Source organism: Pseudomonas sp. GM17, from assembly GCF_000282175.2.
Lineage (GTDB): Bacteria > Pseudomonadota > Gammaproteobacteria > Pseudomonadales > Pseudomonadaceae > Aquipseudomonas > Aquipseudomonas chlororaphis.
On the sequence record NZ_CP124732.1, the window covers coordinates 2,765,242 to 2,784,213 of the forward strand.

Annotated in this window: 25 protein-coding genes; 3 read left to right on the plus strand and 22 right to left on the minus strand. The window is 59.2% G+C overall.

Going from position 1 to position 18,972, the window contains the following annotated elements; all coding sequences use genetic code 11:
* Positions 1 to 98 precede the first annotated feature (98 nt).
* The 14 genes from PMI20_RS12500 to PMI20_RS12565 form a co-directional block, all read right to left on the minus strand.
* On the minus strand, positions 99 to 1,265 hold the full coding sequence (locus tag PMI20_RS12500; RefSeq protein ID WP_007928162.1) for an Arm DNA-binding domain-containing protein: 1,167 nt from the start codon (positions 1,263 to 1,265) through the stop codon (positions 99 to 101).
* 466 nt (positions 1,266 to 1,731) lie between these two features.
* On the minus strand, positions 1,732 to 1,968 hold the full coding sequence (locus PMI20_RS12505; protein ID WP_007928164.1) for a hypothetical protein: 237 nt from the start codon (positions 1,966 to 1,968) through the stop codon (positions 1,732 to 1,734).
* A gap of 18 nt (positions 1,969 to 1,986) precedes the next feature.
* On the minus strand, positions 1,987 to 2,238 hold the full coding sequence (locus PMI20_RS12510; RefSeq protein WP_007928166.1) for a hypothetical protein: 252 nt from the start codon (positions 2,236 to 2,238) through the stop codon (positions 1,987 to 1,989).
* Entirely contained in the window at positions 2,235 to 4,028 is a 1,794-nt protein-coding gene (locus PMI20_RS12515; protein ID WP_037035193.1) for a DNA cytosine methyltransferase, read from the minus strand. Before PMI20_RS12515 ends, PMI20_RS12510 begins: the two co-directional genes overlap by 4 nt.
* Positions 4,029 to 4,097: 69 nt before the next feature.
* Positions 4,098 to 4,316 carry a hypothetical protein gene (locus PMI20_RS12520; protein WP_007928168.1) on the minus strand — a complete coding sequence of 73 codons (219 nt, stop codon included), beginning with the start codon at positions 4,314 to 4,316 and terminating at the stop codon, positions 4,098 to 4,100.
* Between the two features lie 44 nt (positions 4,317 to 4,360).
* Positions 4,361 to 4,576 (minus strand): hypothetical protein, encoded by a 216-nt coding sequence (locus PMI20_RS12525; RefSeq protein WP_007928169.1) that lies wholly within the window; start codon positions 4,574 to 4,576, stop codon positions 4,361 to 4,363.
* A gap of 80 nt (positions 4,577 to 4,656) precedes the next feature.
* Positions 4,657 to 4,953, minus strand: a complete 297-nt coding sequence (locus PMI20_RS12530) for a hypothetical protein (RefSeq protein WP_007928170.1) — start codon at positions 4,951 to 4,953, stop codon at positions 4,657 to 4,659.
* 23 nt (positions 4,954 to 4,976) lie between these two features.
* The gene (locus tag PMI20_RS12535) at positions 4,977 to 5,117 is read right to left on the minus strand and encodes a hypothetical protein (RefSeq protein ID WP_007928171.1); all 141 of its coding nucleotides are present in this window, start codon (positions 5,115 to 5,117) and stop codon (positions 4,977 to 4,979) included.
* A 45-nt stretch (positions 5,118 to 5,162) separates the two neighbouring features.
* Positions 5,163 to 7,952: a bifunctional DNA primase/helicase gene (locus PMI20_RS12540; RefSeq protein ID WP_007928172.1), complete on the minus strand. Its 2,790-nt coding sequence runs from the start codon at positions 7,950 to 7,952 to the stop codon at positions 5,163 to 5,165.
* A 6-nt stretch (positions 7,953 to 7,958) separates the two neighbouring features.
* Positions 7,959 to 8,192 carry a hypothetical protein gene (locus PMI20_RS12545; protein ID WP_007928173.1) on the minus strand — a complete coding sequence of 78 codons (234 nt, stop codon included), beginning with the start codon at positions 8,190 to 8,192 and terminating at the stop codon, positions 7,959 to 7,961.
* 74 nt (positions 8,193 to 8,266) lie between these two features.
* Complete coding sequence (locus tag PMI20_RS12550; protein ID WP_007928174.1) at positions 8,267 to 8,617, minus strand: hypothetical protein; 351 nt, start codon at positions 8,615 to 8,617, stop codon at positions 8,267 to 8,269.
* On the minus strand, positions 8,614 to 8,904 hold the full coding sequence (locus PMI20_RS12555) for an Ogr/Delta-like zinc finger protein (protein ID WP_007928175.1): 291 nt from the start codon (positions 8,902 to 8,904) through the stop codon (positions 8,614 to 8,616). The genes PMI20_RS12550 and PMI20_RS12555 overlap by 4 nt, the downstream gene beginning before the upstream one ends.
* Complete coding sequence (locus tag PMI20_RS12560) at positions 8,904 to 9,440, minus strand: YmfL family putative regulatory protein (RefSeq protein WP_007928176.1); 537 nt, start codon at positions 9,438 to 9,440, stop codon at positions 8,904 to 8,906. Before PMI20_RS12560 ends, PMI20_RS12555 begins: the two co-directional genes overlap by 1 nt.
* Positions 9,440 to 9,652, minus strand: coding sequence for a DNA-binding protein (locus PMI20_RS12565; RefSeq protein ID WP_037035181.1), 213 nt, complete (start codon positions 9,650 to 9,652; stop codon positions 9,440 to 9,442). The genes PMI20_RS12560 and PMI20_RS12565 overlap by 1 nt, the downstream gene beginning before the upstream one ends.
* Positions 9,653 to 9,736: 84 nt before the next feature.
* On the opposite strand from PMI20_RS12565, the gene PMI20_RS12570 reads away from it, so the two are divergent.
* From PMI20_RS12570 to PMI20_RS12580, 3 genes are all read left to right on the plus strand, one after another.
* Entirely contained in the window at positions 9,737 to 10,084 is a 348-nt protein-coding gene (locus PMI20_RS12570; RefSeq protein ID WP_007928178.1) for a helix-turn-helix domain-containing protein, read from the plus strand.
* 87 nt (positions 10,085 to 10,171) lie between these two features.
* The gene (locus tag PMI20_RS12575; protein ID WP_037035183.1) at positions 10,172 to 10,684 is read left to right on the plus strand and encodes a hypothetical protein; all 513 of its coding nucleotides are present in this window, start codon (positions 10,172 to 10,174) and stop codon (positions 10,682 to 10,684) included.
* A 576-nt stretch (positions 10,685 to 11,260) separates the two neighbouring features.
* Positions 11,261 to 11,671 (plus strand): hypothetical protein, encoded by a 411-nt coding sequence (locus PMI20_RS12580; protein WP_157173164.1) that lies wholly within the window; start codon positions 11,261 to 11,263, stop codon positions 11,669 to 11,671.
* A 50-nt stretch (positions 11,672 to 11,721) separates the two neighbouring features.
* Here PMI20_RS12580 and PMI20_RS12585 read toward each other — a convergent pair whose 3' ends face one another.
* The 8 genes from PMI20_RS12585 to PMI20_RS12620 form a co-directional block, all read right to left on the minus strand.
* Positions 11,722 to 12,990, minus strand: a complete 1,269-nt coding sequence (locus tag PMI20_RS12585) for a phage late control D family protein (RefSeq protein WP_007928183.1) — start codon at positions 12,988 to 12,990, stop codon at positions 11,722 to 11,724.
* The gene (locus tag PMI20_RS12590; protein WP_007928185.1) at positions 12,987 to 13,427 is read right to left on the minus strand and encodes a phage tail protein; all 441 of its coding nucleotides are present in this window, start codon (positions 13,425 to 13,427) and stop codon (positions 12,987 to 12,989) included. The genes PMI20_RS12585 and PMI20_RS12590 overlap by 4 nt, the downstream gene beginning before the upstream one ends.
* Positions 13,428 to 13,433: 6 nt before the next feature.
* On the minus strand, positions 13,434 to 16,169 hold the full coding sequence (locus PMI20_RS12595) for a phage tail tape measure protein (RefSeq protein WP_007928187.1): 2,736 nt from the start codon (positions 16,167 to 16,169) through the stop codon (positions 13,434 to 13,436).
* Positions 16,159 to 16,278, minus strand: a complete 120-nt coding sequence (locus PMI20_RS12600) for a GpE family phage tail protein (RefSeq protein ID WP_003183333.1) — start codon at positions 16,276 to 16,278, stop codon at positions 16,159 to 16,161. The genes PMI20_RS12595 and PMI20_RS12600 overlap by 11 nt, the downstream gene beginning before the upstream one ends.
* An 8-nt stretch (positions 16,279 to 16,286) precedes the next feature.
* Positions 16,287 to 16,616: a phage tail assembly protein gene (locus PMI20_RS12605; RefSeq protein ID WP_007928190.1), complete on the minus strand. Its 330-nt coding sequence runs from the start codon at positions 16,614 to 16,616 to the stop codon at positions 16,287 to 16,289.
* Positions 16,617 to 16,673: 57 nt separating this feature from the next.
* Positions 16,674 to 17,189 (minus strand): phage major tail tube protein, encoded by a 516-nt coding sequence (locus PMI20_RS12610; protein WP_007928191.1) that lies wholly within the window; start codon positions 17,187 to 17,189, stop codon positions 16,674 to 16,676.
* A 57-nt stretch (positions 17,190 to 17,246) separates the two neighbouring features.
* On the minus strand, positions 17,247 to 18,416 hold the full coding sequence (locus PMI20_RS12615; protein WP_007928193.1) for a phage tail sheath protein: 1,170 nt from the start codon (positions 18,414 to 18,416) through the stop codon (positions 17,247 to 17,249).
* A 128-nt stretch (positions 18,417 to 18,544) separates the two neighbouring features.
* Positions 18,545 to 18,964: a tail fiber assembly protein gene (locus tag PMI20_RS12620; RefSeq protein ID WP_037035189.1), complete on the minus strand. Its 420-nt coding sequence runs from the start codon at positions 18,962 to 18,964 to the stop codon at positions 18,545 to 18,547.
* Positions 18,965 to 18,972 lie beyond the last annotated feature (8 nt).

The window sequence follows — 18,972 nt, forward strand, 5'->3', positions numbered from 1 at the left end:
AGCCCCTGATTTTCCTAGAGAAAGTCAGGGGCTTCGTGGTTTCTGCCGTCTGAAAAAAGACCCGATGGGATCGATATGGGACCAGATTGGGACCAGGGCTACAGGCTGAGGGCGTGCTCGAGCATGCCAATGACGTCCGGACCGTCCTCATTAATCCAGGTGCCGTAGTGCTGACGGATCATGTTCCCGTTGGTGTGCCCCATCTGTTCCGCGATCCAGTCGATCGATGCGACACCGGTTGTCAGCAGCTGGCTGGCGTAGGTGTGCCGGCATTGGCCTGGCCCGCGATAGCGGACGTCGGCCGCTTTCAGGTGAGCCTTGAAAAAGCGATCGCGCACGCTGAAGTCGCTGACGTGTGGTTCACCAGTATTGGTGTTCAGGAAAACGAAGTGCAGCGAGTGCTTGCGCACGGTCTTGTTGTCGCGCTCGACGATGTCGACCGTTTCCGCCTTCTTGTTCTTGTTGATGGCGTTGAGCATGCGCAGGGCATCCCAGGCCGGCCCCAGCAATCGGACCTTGCGTGTCGATCGTCGGGTCTTTGTGACGCGGTAGGCGCCACGAACCTTTGACCGACGAAAGGTCACCGTTCCGCTTTTCAGGTCCACGTCTTCCCAGGCCAGGGCAATCGTTTCCGATACCCGCGGTCCGGCCCAGATCATGAACTGCACCATGAGCAGCTCTTGCGTGCGGTCTGTCGGGGTTTCGAGGATCTGCTTGATCTCCGCCCGGGTAAACGGGTCAGGTACTTCAGGGTCGGGCAGACGGACGATCAGCCCCTCTGTAGGGTCGTGCGCAACCTTCTTGCGGGTCCGATAAAGCCGGAACACCTGGCGGACAATGCTGACAATTTCGCGAATGGTCTTGTTCTTGAGTGTTTTCGACAATGTGCCTTGCACCCAATCCTGCAGGTCGAGGTGATCGATGTTGTCGATCTGGACCTTGCCCCACCTTGGACGGATGTGGACCTCGGCCTTGTTCAGATAGCCGCGATAGGTGGTCGCTGCCACGCTGTTCAGTTTGATCTTCAACCATAAATCCAAGTAATGACCGAACGTGTTCTCGATCAGGCGCGAGGAGTTGGGGAAGTGTCGTGCATAGTCGAACGTGCCAGCCTGTATTTCATAGTCGATGATTTCGGCCAGGCGCTTTGCCTGAGCCAGATTTGCCGGTGTGTTTCCACCAGGGAATGGTTCGCGGCACTTTTCTCCGTTGTAACGAAAATAGATGCGGAGCGAGTTGCCCCGCGGTTCTACACCACTGCTCATACGTGCGTCCCCACGCGGTTTGAATGTGCCGATGAAACGGCAGAAAAAAGGCCCGTCTCCGGGCCTTTCTGATCGAGCATCTCTTTTGAATTTTCCCCTACCGTTCCTGTTTCAGTAACCAGAACAGCCCTGCACTTCTTCTTGGTGACAACGCGGTTCCGGCCTCTACCTCAGCGGCCCGACGTTGGGCGTTGATGGCTTGTCTGCGCCGACTGCACTTGTCATGGTTGCCATGGGCGCGGGATCGGTGGCACTGGTCGCAGATGCCTGTCTGGTCGAGATTCCAGGGAAAGGATTTATTCAAGGCTGTCTCCCTCATAAACCGCCCCCTGAAAGGCCATGTCCCTACGAATCCCCTTGCAGCACGTCGGTATCGGGGTTTCGGCGGCTACTGGGCTTAAAGGCTGATGAATTGTTTTCCGGCAGGTACGACACACGTATCGAAAGTGGGTGATTTTCGAGCCGTTCATGGTTTACACCCTCGATTATTGTTGTTGTGGGTGATGTCGACGAGGTCGCCATCACGCAGAACGGCGGTTTCTTTCAGCTCCTGTAGAACCGCCACGGCGTGCCCGCGATCGAGGGCATAGATGTAAACGCTTGGGAAACCGTCTGGCGTTTCGAAGTCGACAGGGAACAGATGCCAGGTGACTCCGTGCTCGAGCACGGTTTGGTTGAGGACTATCGCGTTGCGAGTTGTCATGGGTTCACCTGCTTCTGTTCAAAGCCGAAACGACTGGTGGGTGAGTTGAGGTTGTGTCTGCTGCACCTCATCGACATCGCCACCGGTTTGTATCTCGCATACGAAGCTGTGCCGTTTGCGGTTCTTGGCAGTAAGGGCAGTCGTCAGACCAGGGACACTGGAAAGGCACTGCTCGTAGGCGTCGGTACCCACCCAGCGCTGGGCGGGTACCACCTGACAGTCAGTGCGTGTTGCGTCGGTGCACAGGTAAAGCAAGAGGAAGACGGTCATACAGCCTCCTGTCGCGCTAGGCTCAGGGCGACGGCTACGGGCTGAACCCAAACCGGCATGTTGCTGAGCATGAAGGTTTCGCCGGTCTCGGCCAGCAGTAGGGTAGTGCCCATGACCTGTGCGATAGCTTCGGCCGCGGCCGGCGGCACCGCGTTGCCGATGCGCTCGCGCCATGCCTGATCGCTCAGGCCGTCCAGCTCAAGCCATTCCTCGGGCTCGACCAGGCTTTGCAGCGCGGCCAGCTCCAGGGTGGTGAACGGTCGGTGCCAGGTGCCGTCGAGGCTTTCGATAACGCAGGTCAGCCGGTCGCTCGCCTCGGGCATGCGCGGATCTGCGACAGACCACCGGCCGTTATCCTGGCGGGCGCTGGCCGAAACTGCGCCGGCCTGGCCATTCCAGTCGACAACCCCATAGTGGCCGCCAGTCAGGTAGGCATCGCCCTTGCCGCGGTTGAGTACGCGCGGGTCAGCGATCGACAGCTGCCCACCCTGAACACCTTTGCCGCCGGCGATCACCGTGGCGCTATGCCGGTTCCAATCCATTACTGCCAGGTTGTTGCTGTGACGCTTCCAGTTCGGTCGAGGATCTGCAATGCACTGGCCGCCAGCACTCGGCGACTGGCCGCCGGTGACGGTTCCGGCCGGGCCATCCATCTTGCAGACGCGATAAACGTTGTTGTGGCGGATGCCGGCGGGCCGAGGGTCAGCAACGCTGAATGTCCCTTGCCCGGGCGACTTCACACCGATAACCGCGCCGCTGGTTTCATTCCAGCGTCTGACGCCGTATTGCTGGTATTGCAGGGCTCCGGCCCTTGCGCGAGGGTCTGCCACCGAGAAGGCACCGTTGGTGGGGCTGCTGCGGCCTGCAATGGTCCCCATCGAATCGCCCCAGTCATTGACGCCCAAGTAGCCGGCGTAGGCCCCTGGCACGATCACGAGGTCGCGTAGGTATCCGTTCTCGACCACCAGGTCGTTCAGGCTACGCCAGTCCTTGCCGGCTTCGACAAGGGCGAGACGAACCCAGGTTTTCCACTGCAGGGCCGGCACGCGGTGCATCGGCCCGGCGGCCTCGATATCGCCGGCTATGGGCATGCGGCCGAGGATCGAGCCTACTGACTTGAGCGTCTTTTTCTCCGGCTCGTACAAGAAGGGCGGGACCTTCTCCAGATGGCGGGCCACCAGCAAGAAGCGTTTGCGGCTCTGGGCCAGGCCGCCGAGCTCGCCGCAGTCGTGTTTGGTTTCTTCTGATGCATAACCGTAGTGGCTCAGTAGCTTGCCGATTTGATCCAGAAGGTGCCGGCCGCGGGTGGCGAGCCGTGGCACGTTTTCGAAGACGATCAGCGGCACCGGATCATCTGGCCAGGCCTCTCCCATGAGCCAGATACAGCGCAGTGTCAGTTCGTTCAGGGCCTGATACTTCGGTGTCAGGCTCATTTTTTCCGATAGCAAGCCGGAGGCGCCCTTGCATGGGCTGGAAATGAATATCGCGTCGGGGCGCTGATTGCCGGCGGCGCGCCGAATGTCCTCGGCCGTAGCCTCACGCCAGCCAGCTGGTGGTTCTTTCCCGTGGAAGCGGATGTACTGATCTCGGGTAAACAGGTCCATTTGCGTGCCTGGCACACCGGCGAGGCGTTCGAAGTCGCGCAGGCCCACCGGATCTACGTCGACGCCACCGATGCATTCCCAGGTGCCCAGCATGTTGCCGACCACGGACCTGGCCCGGTTGAAACCCTTGGCGCCGCCGCCGAGGCCGCAGCAGAAATGGAAGTGTTTGAATGTGCGTTTGTGCATCTGCATGGTGCTTCTCCTTTGGGGCGGTCGGGGAGTTGCAGCTCCCCATTGATTCGCCCGTTTCCCAGTTCAGCGCGCGTAACGACGCGGCCTGTTTTGCTTGGCGGCGGCCTGGTTGGCCATGAATTCAGCCCACTCGTCGGTCTTGCGCTGTTGCCGTGTGCGGCTACAGGCCTGGTGCTTCCGTGTGGATCGGGCCTTACCGCAGATATCGCAACGGCTCGGTAGGTCCAGGCGGTTGCAGGCCATCGGTGGGCGGATGCGTTCGGTAGTGGCTGGTTCAGGCATGATCAGTTCCCCCGGTCAGGGCGCGGGTCAGCGCGTTGGGTTGGTCATCGGGAGTGAGTTTGTTTAGGCGTGATCGTGCGACCGTTGCCGGCCAGGACGGTCGCGACTTGGCTGTCGATCTCGACGATAACGCCCTTGCGGGCGCTGAAGCGGTAGCCGTGGCCCTCGGCCTTGATTGCGACGTAACTGACCTCGTCACCGACTTTGAACGGGTTCGTGATAGCCTCTTGGGTGCCGCCTTGGGGTTGATTCACTTGCATGGTGCTTCTCCTTTGGGGTGGTCGGTGTCGAGGGGTTGCAGCCCCTCGGCACCACTTCTTTTTTGGCTTGGTTGCTTGCCTCAGTCGGCAACACGCACCAAGAAAACCTCTAAGTCTTTCAAGCGTTCGTCTTCCTCCGCAGCCGTCTGCCACTTCAGAACCTCATTGATCTGCGCGCGTGAGCAGTCGTCGACGAGCAACGTCCGTTCACCTCGATCAACCCGTACCTCCATGATCGCCAACAGACCTTTTTGCTCGTAGGCGTCGGCATGGATGATGCTGACCGGATTACCTTTGGCCTGTTGCTGAGCCTCGATCTTCCTGAGCTTTGTGGTTTTGCCAGTGGCGCGATCGCCAGTGATGACCTGTATATGCATGGTGGTTCTCCGATGGCAGTGGGTTAGCGGACGAGGGACAGCAGCAGGTCAGGAACGAGGCTGGCCACGGCGATCAGCGCGACCAGCGCCGCGGCGCTGCAGGTCAGAGTGATCGCGTTGTCAGTCAGGCTTGGTTCGTCGTCTTGCATGTCTTTTTTCTGCATGGTGCTTCTCCTTTGGGGTGGTATCGCCGGTTGCAGCCGGTGATTTCACGCTTTGAAAATCCAGCACTTCACCGTCATGCAACGGTTGAACAGCTGGTTTCGGGCGGCCTGGCCAGCGCGTACAGCGCTGTCCACGGCCTTGTATTCGATGAACTTGTGGCTACGGGACTCCTTCAACAGGTCGCGCAGGGTCCCCACGTCAGCGAGCTTCTGGCGGTGCTCTGCGGCGCGTTCGGCGAATTCGTTGAGGTTGATGGCGATCAGCTGCGGGTTCTTGCTGTGGTTGACCAGGGGCTCTTCGTTGAGGCTTTCGAGGTACTCGTAGACCTGCCAGAACTCGGCGACGTCCTGGTGGTCGGCGTTGATCGCAGCCTGACGTTCCAAGGCCATGCGAATGACGGTGCGTTGGGTTTCGCCGAGCTGTTCTGGTTGCAGGGTGATGATCTGGTTGAGGCAATCCACCATGGCCAGCAGTTGGGCGTGGTTCTTGATGATCCGCTCGACCCGGATGACGCCCCGGACGTTGTTGCCACAGTGTTTACAGTTTCCTGCGTCATCGCCGAAGGGCTTGCTGCACTTGGCGCAGTGGCTGTTCAGCTGGCGAAGGCGCGCTTCATGTTCTGGCACGCGCTGACCGAACAACTGCATTAGCGCCGCTTCTTGCTTCACGGCCATCAGCAGGAAATAGGAAAGGGTGCTGCCGTCCAGGGCGTTCAAATTGTCGGCGGCCGCACGGCTTTCCGATGTGACCTGGGGGCGGACGAAATGCAGTTTGCAGATCCGCGTCATGATCGCTTCGTGAGCAACGACAGCGGCGTTCTGCGCAATGACAATTGTTCCGCGGAACGGCGGCTCGTATGTTTCGTTGCCGCTGGTTTTCATACCGCGGGTGCGCAAGGTGCCGCCGCCGTAGAAGTCTTTCAGCTCATCCCAGTCGAAGCCCTTGGCGTGGGCCTTGTCCGGCCCGTTGCGGTCGCCCTCGATCAGTACCACCGGCATTCCGGCCACCTGGCCCATCAGGCGGGACCGGCCCGCCGTGGACGATTTCGAAGGGTCGAAACCCTCATAGCCGGCACGACCCAGCAGTTTCCACAGGAAAGTCAGCAGTGTGGTTTTACCGGCGCCGGCTTCACCGGTCAGCTCCAGGAATGGAAACGACTGATACAGGTGCCGAATCTGCTCGGCAAACAGCGAGCAGGCGAAGAACGCCAGGGCCACGATCCCCTGGGCGCCAAAGGTGATCCACAGCAGGGGCAGCCAGTTGCTGTTGTACTTCGCTGAGTCGCGTTGAATCTCGATGCGGATGGATTTCTGCAGGGTCTTCAACCGGAGCTTGCCGAACTCGAAAAAGTCCTCCTTGTTGACCTCGCTGACGATCCCGTTGCGGATCGCGATATCGCCGAACACGTAGGCGCCGTGCTCCTTGCTGAAGCCCACATAGTCGATGGTCTCTACGGTCTTCAGGCCGTAGAGCTGTTCCTTCATGATCTTGTCGAGCTGCTGGCCACTGCCGGTAAACACTGCGCCGGCGGCCATGCTGAGCAGGCGCTTCTTGAACTCACTGGCAGCGGCAACCTGGCCGCCGGTGAACGTGTTCTTGACGCTGCCCCCGTCGTGCGGGAAGTCCACCCGGAAGTAGTACCAGGACTCGTCCGTCACTTCGTTGCGCTGGAAGTACAGGGCCTGCGGATAGCAGTTGGCGATTTCAACTACGCCACCACACTGACGCAGGGCCTTGTCTCGACGCTGTTTGTCGTTGAGCAACTGGTCTTCGTGGTGCTGGGAAGACTCCAGCGCCTGCATGGCTTTATTGAACTTTTCCAGATCCATTTTGAACCAGTAGAGCCGGCTCTCGAACCCGAAGTGAAACTCGTAGCGCTCACGCCATTCATACATCAGCACGCCTTTTTCGGTAGCGCTTTCAGCGATCAGCAGGGCGCCGTAGTGGCGAGCGGACTCCAGGTCCTTATGGATCTGCCCGGCGCGTTGCTCTGCGTCGTCGATGAATTGCCAGCGCTGATGCAGGTCGTTCCAGTCAACCTTGCGGCTGTCTGGCTGCGGGATCTGTGCCGCTTCACACTCGTAGCCGAGCGCGCGGGCCTGGCGTACCCAGCGCTTGGTGTACTTGTGCGCGCCGGGTTCGTTATCCAACGCCCAAACCAGCTTGGGCAACTTACCGCCGCGCAGTCGTGCCAGCTCTTTCAACGACTCTTCAGGGTAGGCGCCGGATGACATCGCCGACACTGCCGAAATTCCGTTGTGCACCAGGGCGATGGCGTCGAAGATGCCCTCGACAATCCACAGTTCTTTGACGTCCAGCAGATCCACGCAGGGCGGGCACCACCAGAAACCACGCGGGCTATCGCCGGGTTTGAACCGTGCTTTCATCTTGCCGAACCGGTGCGGCCGATCGATCAGACGTTCCCAGTAGCCGCCCTTTTCCAGAGCGAAACGCACCGTCGCGCTGCCGGCGTTCAACTTTTCGGAGTAGAACGAATCCTGCGTAAACCAGCCCTGAATCAGGTCGAGGCGAAAGCCGCGGGCAAACTCCAGATAGGCACGCGCTGTAGCGTTGGGGTGTTGTTCGGTGGCCGGAGCCCGCTTGCTCCAGTCGTTGAACAGGTCTTCGTAGATCTCTTTGACGTGCCAGGTGTGACCGCACTTGCCGCGACCGCAACGGATCACCCAGGGGGCATCATGGAAGGCATACAGCTCTTTCTTCTTGCATGACGGGCAAACCCCCTCGCGCATGTATTTGCCGGCCTTGTGCTTGAGGCCGTAGTCGATCTGAAGGCGTTTCAGAATGTCGGCGCGTAACTCATGTTCCATATTCATCGGGGCTTACTTCACTTCGCCGAGACTGTGTTTAAGGGCGCCAATCAGGCGTTTCTGCGCGGCCATCACGGGGAAGGCCGAAAGCAATGAGCCGTGCCGTAAGCCTTCGGGGATCATGCGGAAACGGTCGTCATACCAGTGCTCGTTGAACTGCGCGCTGTAGTCCGCACGCAGTGCCTGGAGCAGGGCTTCGGCCTGTTCACGGGGCAGTTTTGTGGTGATGGCGACGTCGATTTCCATGGTCCACCTCGGATTGCGGGCAAAGCTCACCCAAACCCACGAAGTACGGGGTAGGGCGGGTATTTAAGTGGGGGTTACTGGTGGTGCTTGGGCGCTGAGTCGCTCAAGGCGGTCAGCAGCAGTTGGTAAGGCCGCGTCGAAGGGCCGTCGCCGGGGTGAAGGGGGGACCAACTGAGGCCGGAGGCCAGGTCTACACCGATCCACTTGATCTGCTTGCTGGCCTGCAGCTCAGCCCAGGCGTTGTGCACCAGTTGCTCAGCCATGAACACCGGGACTTCCAGCGCGGTGGTCAAGTGCCTGACGCAGTTGTCGTAGAGCAGATCAGAGTCCGCCACCAGAAACTGCGCTTCGTGCCTTTGCAGGTAGGCCACCGCAGCCCGCTGCATGCTGCTGCGATAGTCGTGAGCCAGCAGTTCGTGGTTCATTGCGCGCACTCCATATCCAATTGGTCGAGCAGGTCGGGTTGATCGTCAGCGGACTTCATCGCCTGGCGGCGCAGGACCACGTCGGCCACGGGCAGGCGTACAGCCGGGTTTGGCATGCCGCTGGGGCTCAGTTCGTGGGTCATTTGAAACTCAGCACGCACTGCCCAGCCGCAGGCTTCGTTGGTGCACTGCATGTAGGTGATCCGCAGAAAAATGTGCTGCCCTTCACTCGTCCGGATGCGCATGCGGTTTTGGCAATGAGGGCAAACCAGCTTGTAGGTACTCATCAGTTATTACCCTTGGCCGGCTTCTGTTCTTGAGGACCTACCCGTGTTTTACGGTGCAGGGTGAGCACCGCGCCTACCTCTGCGTGGCAAGCAGCAACATGTTCGCGGTGGGCCGCGATGATTTCTGCAATCTCGCTCTCATCGATCTCGCCGTTTTCCAACGCATTGGCGATCAACTGATTGAGCTGGCCGTCTTTCACATCAGCGTTCAGCGCCAGGCTGTAGAGGTCCAGGTTGTCGAGCGACTCGGCGTCGGGCATGGGAACGAAAACGCCGCCGTACATGCCGCAGATGTAGTCGGGGAGGAAGGTGGTGCCGATGACCTGTTCCAGCATATAGAGCTGGTTGTCTGCCAGTGGGCGGTGCCCAGTGCTTTCATAGGCCTGGTTGTCGAACTTCTTCAGCTCCAGTCCGAGCAGGGCGGCGCAGCCATCCCGACCGCCAGGGTAGGCATTGATCAGCGCGCTGATCACCTTGCGGCGGCTGTCGAGAAGAACGCGCTTTGCCTTCTCGTTTTTTACAGATAGGCGGCGCATTAGTGTGTCACCTCCCCATCCTTGATGCCGAGCAACACAGCTGCGCGGTGGGACTCACCGCGCAGGCACTTCTTCTGCCCATTCAGCACCGCATAGACGGTGGAGGGGGTGAGTGCGTGCTTTTTGGCCCAGTCTTTTACCGAGATGCCTTGGCGCGCAAGGCGACCTCGGGCCTCTTGGCAAGCTTGATCGGTGGGGTATGCGTTCGGCATAGTCTCGTTTCGTGTGATTTCGTGTGATGACAGGCGAAGTATTTCCCATGAATGTGGGAATGTCAATTCGCTATGGAGACGTTCGTGGGAATTGGTGATCGCCTAAAAGAAGAACGCGAGCGTTTGGGTTTCAATCAGACCGAGTTCGCGGCGAAGGCTGGGGCCTCGAAAAACAGTCAGTACAACTATGAGAAGGGTGAGCGCAGCCCGGATGCGAGCTATCTCGCCGCAGTCGCTGAGAGGGGCGTCGATGTACTGTATGTGGTGACTGGTGAACGTAAGCCCACAATGGCTGAAAGCGTCAGCACAGAGACGGCAAAGTTTCTTGAGGTATATCAGCGCATTAGCGAGGTGGATCGCGAAGTGTTGTTCCGTATGGCTGTGGCTTTTGCGAAGGCTGCAAGCATCGATTTGAAAAAGGACAACAACTGATCTGGTTAGAGATTGCTCAAGTGAGTGGATGTGGTATGCCGGCTACGATGGCCGGCTTTTTCATGGATATAGAAAGGAGCGGTGCGAATGGCGTTGAAGCCCTGTAAATCTTGCAAGCATCAGGTTGATACCTCTGCGAAAACCTGTCCTAGCTGTGGCGTAGCGAATCCGGGCGTTACTGCTGGGCAGACCCTTGGTGGATTGGTCATCCTTGGAATCATCGTCGCAGTGGGTTTCTCGATGTGCTCGGGTGGCAGCAAAGATAAAGTCGAAGAGAAAACAGCGAAGGTTGATGATGCAGCGTGCCGCAAGGATCTTCAGTGCATGGGAGACAAGTACGGCATTGCAGCCGGTGTCTACTGCAAAGACCCCGTAACACGCCTCGCCAAGTACACAGCTCGCTGGACAGATGGCACATTCGAACCGAAGTTCAGCCATTTCCGCTGGCTGGATAAAGAGCAGGGAACACTCACGTTTATCGGCGACAAGATCGAATTTCAAAACGGCTTTGGTGCTTACCAGAAGCATATTTACGAGTGCGACTTCAATCCGCAAGACAATCAAGTGCTCGCAACCAGGGCTGAGCCTGGGCAGTTATGAGTTTGAACTGATGGCGAGGTAAACAGTACTTACATTTCCATAGTGGTGCGCTCCTGCAAGGGGAGGCGTCAGTGCGGCGATCCCATTCAACCCAGGCTGACTTGTTGTCGAGAGGCTGGTGGCACGGAAAAACGTGCTGAGAATGGGTGACTCCCGGGCGGCTTTGACGATGCGAATTGCACCGACGCCCATTACAAGGAAATGGAGTACGCACGATGGAAAACCTTACCCCTTTGGAGCACCTCTTCTTGCACCTTCTGGCAAAGCTGGATGACCAGCAGCGGCAGGATGTGTTGAGGATCATGGAGGTGCTCGTGCGGTCATCGAAGTAGGGCACGGTGCAAAGTAGCTCCGGCAATGTGCTGGGGCTTCTTATGTCGATCTGTAGCTCAACGGCTTACAGCTCCTCCCCTCAGTACCACTCAAGAAAAAGTAGTGTGAGTCGACAAATTTTATGCAAAGGGAAATTCCGCAGACACCGTTTTTCCAAGACGTTAACCGCGTGGCATCTTTCAACGCCAAGCAGTCTGCAAAAGGGGTTTCCTCTAATAGGGATATACAGGAAAGGTGAGAACTGTGGACGTTTCAAAAGAAGTGAAATCTGCAAAAAAGTTGATGATCTGGGGCCTCGTTATTGTGGTTGTGAGCCTTGTATTTATCCTGGCTTCGGTCGTGCTAGCAGTGTATGACTATGCTGAGCTCCAAGGATGGGAGCGTGTACAGAACCTAGCCAACTCAATCTACGCACAAACCCAGTTTCCGGTTCTGAGCACAATTTGGAAAATTGCTGCCCGTCCATACTTAATTGAGCCCATGCACCTACATAACCTATGGTTTTTTGGTGAGTTTGTAGCTTTTTTAAGTGGTGCCGCGATGGTCGGGTCAGCAAATAGAACCCTCGAGAATAATGCTGAGGCAGCATTCAAGGCAAAACAGCAAAGCCGGCAAGATCAGTACCAGAAAATGGAACAAGAAAAACTGAAGTAATGATCATTTCTGATTAGCGTCCAAGGCATGGCCTGGTTCTATAACTGGGCTCATGCCTTAACTACCTGCATCCTCTTCCACTCACGATCGACAGCGCGCTTGGCTGTACGCTCGCTGGCATACAACCACTTCAGTCGCCGCGGTTTACTCTGGTCCCCGGCCGTCACAGTCTTCTCCTTGCCGGTTTTCTTATCGCGGTAGTACGCAATGATCCCCGTGTAATCTCCGCGGTTTTCCTCCGCCAGGCCTTCGACGGTGTCCTCAGGCAGCTTGCTTTCAAGCTCCAGGCTTACGGTGTAGCCGTTGTCCGCGCTGAGGTTGTGCTGCACGTTGCCGCCGTACCAGATGATTTCATCGATTTCAGCTTTCACGCCTTGCAGCGTATAGGTCAGTTCGGGAATCAGGTCCGGCCGGCCCACGGCCAGTGTGTAACTGAGCGTCGCGCTACCTCTCTGCAGGCGATTGAACTCCGACCGGGCGGCGCGCAGTGCGGATTGGCGATCACTGTAGGTGTGGCGCAGATCCTTGAGGTTCTCGCCGCCGCCGGCAATGGCCTCCTGTTTCTTGGCGCTGTTCACGTCGTAGAAGTAGGCGCGCGCACCGTCATAGCTGTCGCGGTCGGCTTGCAGGTAGCGGTGCTGGTCGCCGTCAGTACGGGTCAGGGTGATGTGCGGCAGGGCCAGGCCGCTGGCCGTCTTCCCCCCGCCCGCGGGCAGACATAGCAGGCAACCGGCCTTGACGGTCACGACGGCATCGAATTCTTCCCCAACGCGACTGATGAGATTTGCGTCGGACTCGTTGGCCTGATCCAGCTGCAGGATCGGGAGGCCGCCCAGGGCGCTGGCAATGGTTGCCTTCAGCCCGTTGCCCGTCGCGATGTCACCCAGAACCTCGCCCAATGTGGTGTTGCTCCAGCTGCGCTCGCGCTTGGTCTTCAGACCCTTGCGCAGATCGGCCGACCGTGCACGGATGCTCAGCACGTCGGGAGCGCCGGTATGCTCTGCCTCGTCGACGGTGTAGGTACCTTTATCGACCAGGCCGGTGTCACTCCAACCCAGCCACAACCGGATAACGGCGCCCTTGCGTGGGATGGCCAGCATCCCGTCATGGTCGCTCAGGGTAATACTGAGTTGGTCGGCCTCGATCCCGCGATTGTCCGTCAGTAGAAGGCTCATCAGCCGCGGGCTGATCAGTTGGGCGATATCGTCGCCATCGACGGACAGTCGGAACGCTGGCACAGGGTAGGAGGCATCACGGCGGTACCGTTCGGCGGTGTCCTCGACAAACCCAGTCACCTGGGCAAGTGCTGCATCGATCACAACAACATCCTCATGATATTGACGCCCGTACTGGTGGCAGCCCCGAGCAAGTCGATCCGGTCATCATCGATGCGCTTGAGGTTGATCGTGAACTCAAGACGCCTCGGGGTACCGTCCCGAAAAAAAATGGTCTTTGTTTCGCTCAGACTCTCGATGACCCACAGGCCGTAGATGCGGCCGCTGCCCTCAACCATGGGCCAGGCTTTGCCGGTGTTCGCCATCAGGCGCAGGGTGTCGAGGCTCAGCACGCTGCCGGCAAGCTCAGGCAGGATGATGCCGGGCAGGGTGATCGAGTCGTCACCGCGGCCCAGGAACTGTCGCGCCGGAGCTGCGCCGATACGATTGTTACTGGCGTGGCGCCATTCAGTCTGGCGCTGAAATTCCTGGTAAGCCGCGGTGGAAAGGCTGAAGACGAACATGCCCAGGGCCATCATCATGGCGATTTACTCCAGGTCCGAAAGTTTGCTGCGCCTGCTGGCGCCTTTTTCGCTTTCAATGCGGGCCAGCTCGGCGCGCACCGCTCGACCGATAGCCATTGGGTCCATACCAGGGGTCGCGTGAATATTGATCTCGTAGGTGTCATGACTGTCATAGGTGGCTGAACTGGTCGGGCTTATGGGGGGCCGTTCATCGATCGTCAGCGAGGGCAGGGCGACCGAGCCCACCGCCAGCACACCGGCGGCCAGTTGCTTGCCGAGGTCCAGAATCATGGACATTGGCCCGTGTTCGTTGGGCTTCGCTGCAGGCGCCAGTGGAGCGGGCAGGGCAGGAGTCTGCAGAGTCATGGCACCGGCCGCGGTGAGCTGCTGAGTGATCCTCTGCATGGCGTTGAGCGAGCCTTTTTCGCCGCCTTCAAGGCCCTGGGTAAGGCCCGCCATAGTGAATCCACCGAGCTCGGCGAAAACCCGCGACGGGCTATGGATGCCGAGTTTCTCCTTGAACCAGCCAATTGTTGAGTCGCCGATCGAGGTAATGGCCCCTTTGATCTGACCCATGCCGGCGGTCAAGCCATTGACCAGACCATTGACGATCATGTTGCCGAACTCAGTAAATCGATTGGGTAGATCCACGCCCAAGTAGCTCAGCACCCCGGCAAAGGCCTGGTAGATCAGACCGATGGGATTGAAGTTCGCCAGGACTGTGAGAATGCCGCCGATCCCGCCGCTGAACCCTGCTCTTATCTCTGTCCAGGCACCGGCGAAGTAGGCCTTCACCGCATCCCAGTTCTTGTAGATGAGGTAAGCCCCACCGACCAGGGCCGCGACAACCGCGGCGATGACTACGACAATAGGGTTGGCGGCGAGCCCCCACATTGCAATGCTGACGGTTCGTAGGGCGGCGATGAGCGGTCCCCCGAGTGCCATGGCCAGAGCGCGGACACCACCCGTTACAACGCTGAACGCGCCGCCGCCCTTGATGCCAAATAGGACCATGGCGTATCGGATCATGGCGAAAGGGCCAAGGATACTGGCCAGGCCGATGCTCAGGCCGCCCATGAGGGCCGTCAGTACCGCGAGACCGGCGACGGTCTTGGCAATCTGGCGTGCCAGTTCAGGGTTTTCCTTGACCCAGGCACCGATCCTGTTAGCCACCTCGCCCAAGCTCTTGATCAGTTCTTTCAGCTCTGGCGCCATCACCGCGCCGACCTCGGCCATGGCATTGGTCCAGCTGCCTTGGGCCGCCTCCAACACGTTGGCCAACGTAGACAGTTGCACGTTGACCCGGGTTCGAAGATCGGCCTGAGCCTGCATCTTGCCCTCGACCTCGCGGTATCCGGCGATACCCTTGGCCATCATGGTGTTCAGCGTTGTGAGCGTCTCGCTGTCGTCGCCGAACATATTTTTGATCAGGTCGAGCCGAACCTCTGTGTTCAGACCCTTGAGCTTTTCAAGCTGCGCGTACATCTTCTCGATGCCACCAAATTCCCCCTTGCCATCGGTGAAGTCCAGCTTGAGCGAGATTCCGCGCTCGGCTTTCAGGTCGGACATAGCCCTCTGGATTTTCCCATTGGCCATCGCGCCCTGGAAAATCTTGCGGTAGGCGTTGCCGGCGGCACCACCTTCCATACCCGCCTGGTCCATCATCACCAGGAGAGGGGTAAGGACCTTGGATGCTTCCAGACCTTGCTTCTTGATGATGTCCATCACCGGCGAAATCTTGCTGAAGCCCTCCAGCATGTTGTTGCTGTCCACACCCAGGTAGTAGGTGCGCTGGATGGTGTCCATCAGCGGCATCATGTCTTTTTCAGCTGTCCGGGTAGCGTCCTGCATCTTGGCCGCGAACTCGGCCGCGGCGGTCACCGGCATTTGCAACTGCACGCCGAGATAGGCCGCCGCTTCGCCGGTACCGCCGAGAATGTTTGTCGCGGTCAGGCCCTGACGACGAAGCATCGTCATCATTTCCTGAAAGTCGGCAGTTGTCCCGGGTAAGCGGTCGCCCAGCTGGGTGGCGAGGGTGCTCATCTTTTCGAACTCGGCGGATACCGAGCCGTCGGGCGCCATCATTGAGACTTTCAACTGAGTCGCCGCGTTTTCCGCCGGGGCGAACGCATCCACAGCCGCTTTCAAGGGACGGCTGAGGGCATAGCCGGTACCGAGGCCGGCGGCGCCGCTGGTGGCCATGTTGCCGGCAACGCCCTGGGTCCTCTCCAGCTTGTTGCGTTCGGCAGCCAGGCGTCTCTGTTGTGCATTCAGGGCTTGCAGGCGCCTGCCTTGCTCACTGATTTTTGCATTGGTCGAACTGATCTGTTCGCGCAACTGGCGTTCATGCTCGCCGAGATTCTTGGTACTGATCCCGGCGCTGTACAACTTCGAGCGCAGGCCCTGGAGTTTTTCACCTTGTGCCTGGTGCTCCTGTTTCAGCCACTGGGCTTCGCGCACGGCCGTGCGGAAGTCTTTGGCCATGGCCTTGGTCGGCGCGCCGGAGGCGCTGATCTGTTGGCTAAGTTCGCGGACCCTGTCGCGGGCTGCGCCGAGGGCCTGATCGGTTTGCTCAGCGGCAGCGCGCTGGGTTCGCCAGGCGCTGATGTCACTCTGTTGGGCGTTGAGTACCTTGAGACTGTCGCGGGCTTCCTTGAGGGCGCGGGCTGCTCCGATGCTGCTCTTGTCGATCGATCTCAGGGGGCCGGTAGCCTTGTCGATGGCATTCAGCAATACCTGAAGTTTCAGATCATTCGCCATCGGTGGAGCTCCGCACCCTGGCGCGTTCGCGCCATTCCATCAGTTCCTGCAGGCCCAGCTGATCCATGTCAGCCGGTGCCCAGTGAAATACGACGGCCAGGTCGGCCATCGCGTCCTCTACGCAACGAGGGATGCTTCCGTCTTCACCGACTTCTGCAACAAAAAACCGGCGATCTTGCTGCCGCAGGCGAACAGGTCGGCCGGGTCCAGGCCGGCGGCTTCTGGCGCGGTGATGCTTGGGCTACTGATGCGTGGCAGTACCTTGATCAGGGTGGCGACGTCCAGGTTCAGCAGCTCGGCCAGGTGCACGCCGCGCAGTTCGCCGGACTGCGGTTTGCGCAGTGTGATGGTGTCGATGGTGCTGTTGCCGCGTTTGATTGGGGTGTCGAGGGTGACGGTATTGTCATCGACTTCCGGCAGCGCTTCGGTGGTGTCTACGGTCTTCATGGGATGCTCCAGATTGCAGGGTTAAAGGCCCTCGGGAGAGGGCCGGGGGAAAGAGGCTCAGAGGCCCATGGCGGTGCGCTGTCTCTCCAGCATGTCCACGCCATTGACGTTCTCGATGAAGTTGAGCAGGTCGATTTCGATGATGACCTCGTTGTCGACCGTCAACTTGTAGTAGCTGCAGGTTGTGGTGATGCTGTGCTCGGTGTCTTCACCAGGTGTGGCTTCGCCCATCTCGATGTTTTCGTGACGGCCACGGACAACGATTTCCACGACGCTGATGTCGCCGGTGTCGTCTTGCTGAAATGGACCAGAGAAGCGCAGGAGCACGGCCGAGGCATTCACGGCTCCGAACTGACGTAGCGATATCAGATCAAGGCCGCCGGTCTTCCATACGAATTGGATGCCATCATCGGAGAGGCCGAGGTCGGACTTGACTGGGCCGTTCATACCGCCGCCGCGGTATGGTTCCATCTTGCGGGCGATCGGTGGCAGGGTGCACGACTTGGCCACACCGGTGTAGCTGTTGCCGTCGTTGAACAAGTTGAGGTTTTTGAGTTTTCGAGGCAGTGCCATGGCGGTGTTCTCCGGAGTTCGGGCACAGGTTCAGCTCCCCGTCTGGGGAGCCCCTGGTCAGCTGTTGATCTTGCTGGCGAAGTCCATCAGGTAGCGGTCGGTGATGTGCTGCCGCAGCGTGAGGTCTTCCAGTGGTGGGACCGGCGTGTAGTCGTAGTCGATGTACAGTTGCCCGGCCTTGAGGGTGTCCTTGTCGTTGATGTCTTCCGGGTACCAGCAGCCGCCGCCGATCAGGTAGCCCTGCGACTTCCAGTTGCGCATTTTGGCGTTTACACCCTCGATCAGATCGCGCACCAGCGACGGAGTCATGGGGAGGTCCACCGCCCACATGTGAGCCTCGGCGAGGGTGTCGGCGATGATTTGCGCTGTCCGAGTGTAGTTTTCGAAAAGGAACAACGGATCGTCGCTGCAGGTATGGCTGCCCCAGAAACGGAAGCCGTTCGCGTTGATCAGGGTGGTGACGTCGTTGCTGTTGAGATAGTTGGCATCCGACGCTGAGTTCTGCAGATCCCAGAACACGTCGGCGCTGATGCCTGTCACGCCGCTGACCGCGACGTTGGACAAGGTTTTGTGCCAGCCCACTTCCTGGTCGATCTTGGCCCTTAGCCCGAGTGCTCGTGCAGTAGCTGAGGCGGTGACGGTCTGGTTGGTCGTGGTGTTCCAGTTCAGGAAGTCCGGCCAGATCACCATCAGTTCCCGGGAGCCAAAGTTCTCGCGGTAGGCGACCACTTCTTCCTTGGTTTTGCAGTTCCAGGCGCTGACGTAGGCGAATGCGCGAAGATCCTTGGCGATCGATGCCAACGCGGTGGCCACCTGCAGGCTGTCGAGGCCTGGTACGCCGAGAATGCGCGGAGTCATGCCGACCTTTGCCTTGGCGGCGAGCAGGGCTTTCATGCCGGTGTACTTGCCTTCGGCGGTGGTGGTGCCGATCAAGGCACTGGTGGTCGCAGCTTCATCTGCACCCTGCTTGACCCGTACCACGATGACGTAGGGCTTGGTTTGGTCTGCAATCGCTTCAAGTGAGGCTCGCAGAGTGCCAGTGGTGCCGGCCTTGCCGATGGCGGTGCGGACATTGGATAACAGGACTGGGGTATCCAACGGGAAGACGGTGGCGTCAGCGTCTTCGGCAGTGCAAACCATGCCGATGACCGCTGTGGGGATGGTGCGAATGGGGCGGGTGCCGTCGTTGAGTTCGAGGACCCGCACGCCGTGAAGAAAGTCGGCCATGGGTTTTGCCTGCGCAGTGGTTGAGATGACAGTGCACAGGCTGCCGCGCGCGCGCTGGATCGGCGAGCGTCTGGGGTTGTAGGGGGCGGAGCTACAGGGAGTAACAACAAAAAACGCCCTGAAGGGCGTTATTGGATTTGCTCAGCCAACCACGGTGGTGCTGTCGGCCGGTGATCGATTAGGGGGAACTCCCCGGACTCGGGCCAGCCCCGAAGGGCTCGGCGGTACGCCTGCAGCTCGCTGTACTGGGGGGGAGTCAATGTGGTTTCCCCGCCAGCCTCCAGTTCGTCGCGATGTCGCGAAACAACTCCATCCGTCTCTGTAAGCTGATCGTCACGCCACTCGCGCTCTGCACGAGCGTAAGACTCAGGGGAGCGTGGCGGTGGATCAATCAGCACCGGATGGCCCTCCGCATTTGCAACAAGAAGCTTATTAGCTTGGCCATCCAACAAAGACTTATATTCATCATCTGATATTTCCACCGCATCAGGAGGAATACCATCAGGAGAATGATAAAACCCGCCGGTCATTGCAGAATAAAAAACCATATCACCTC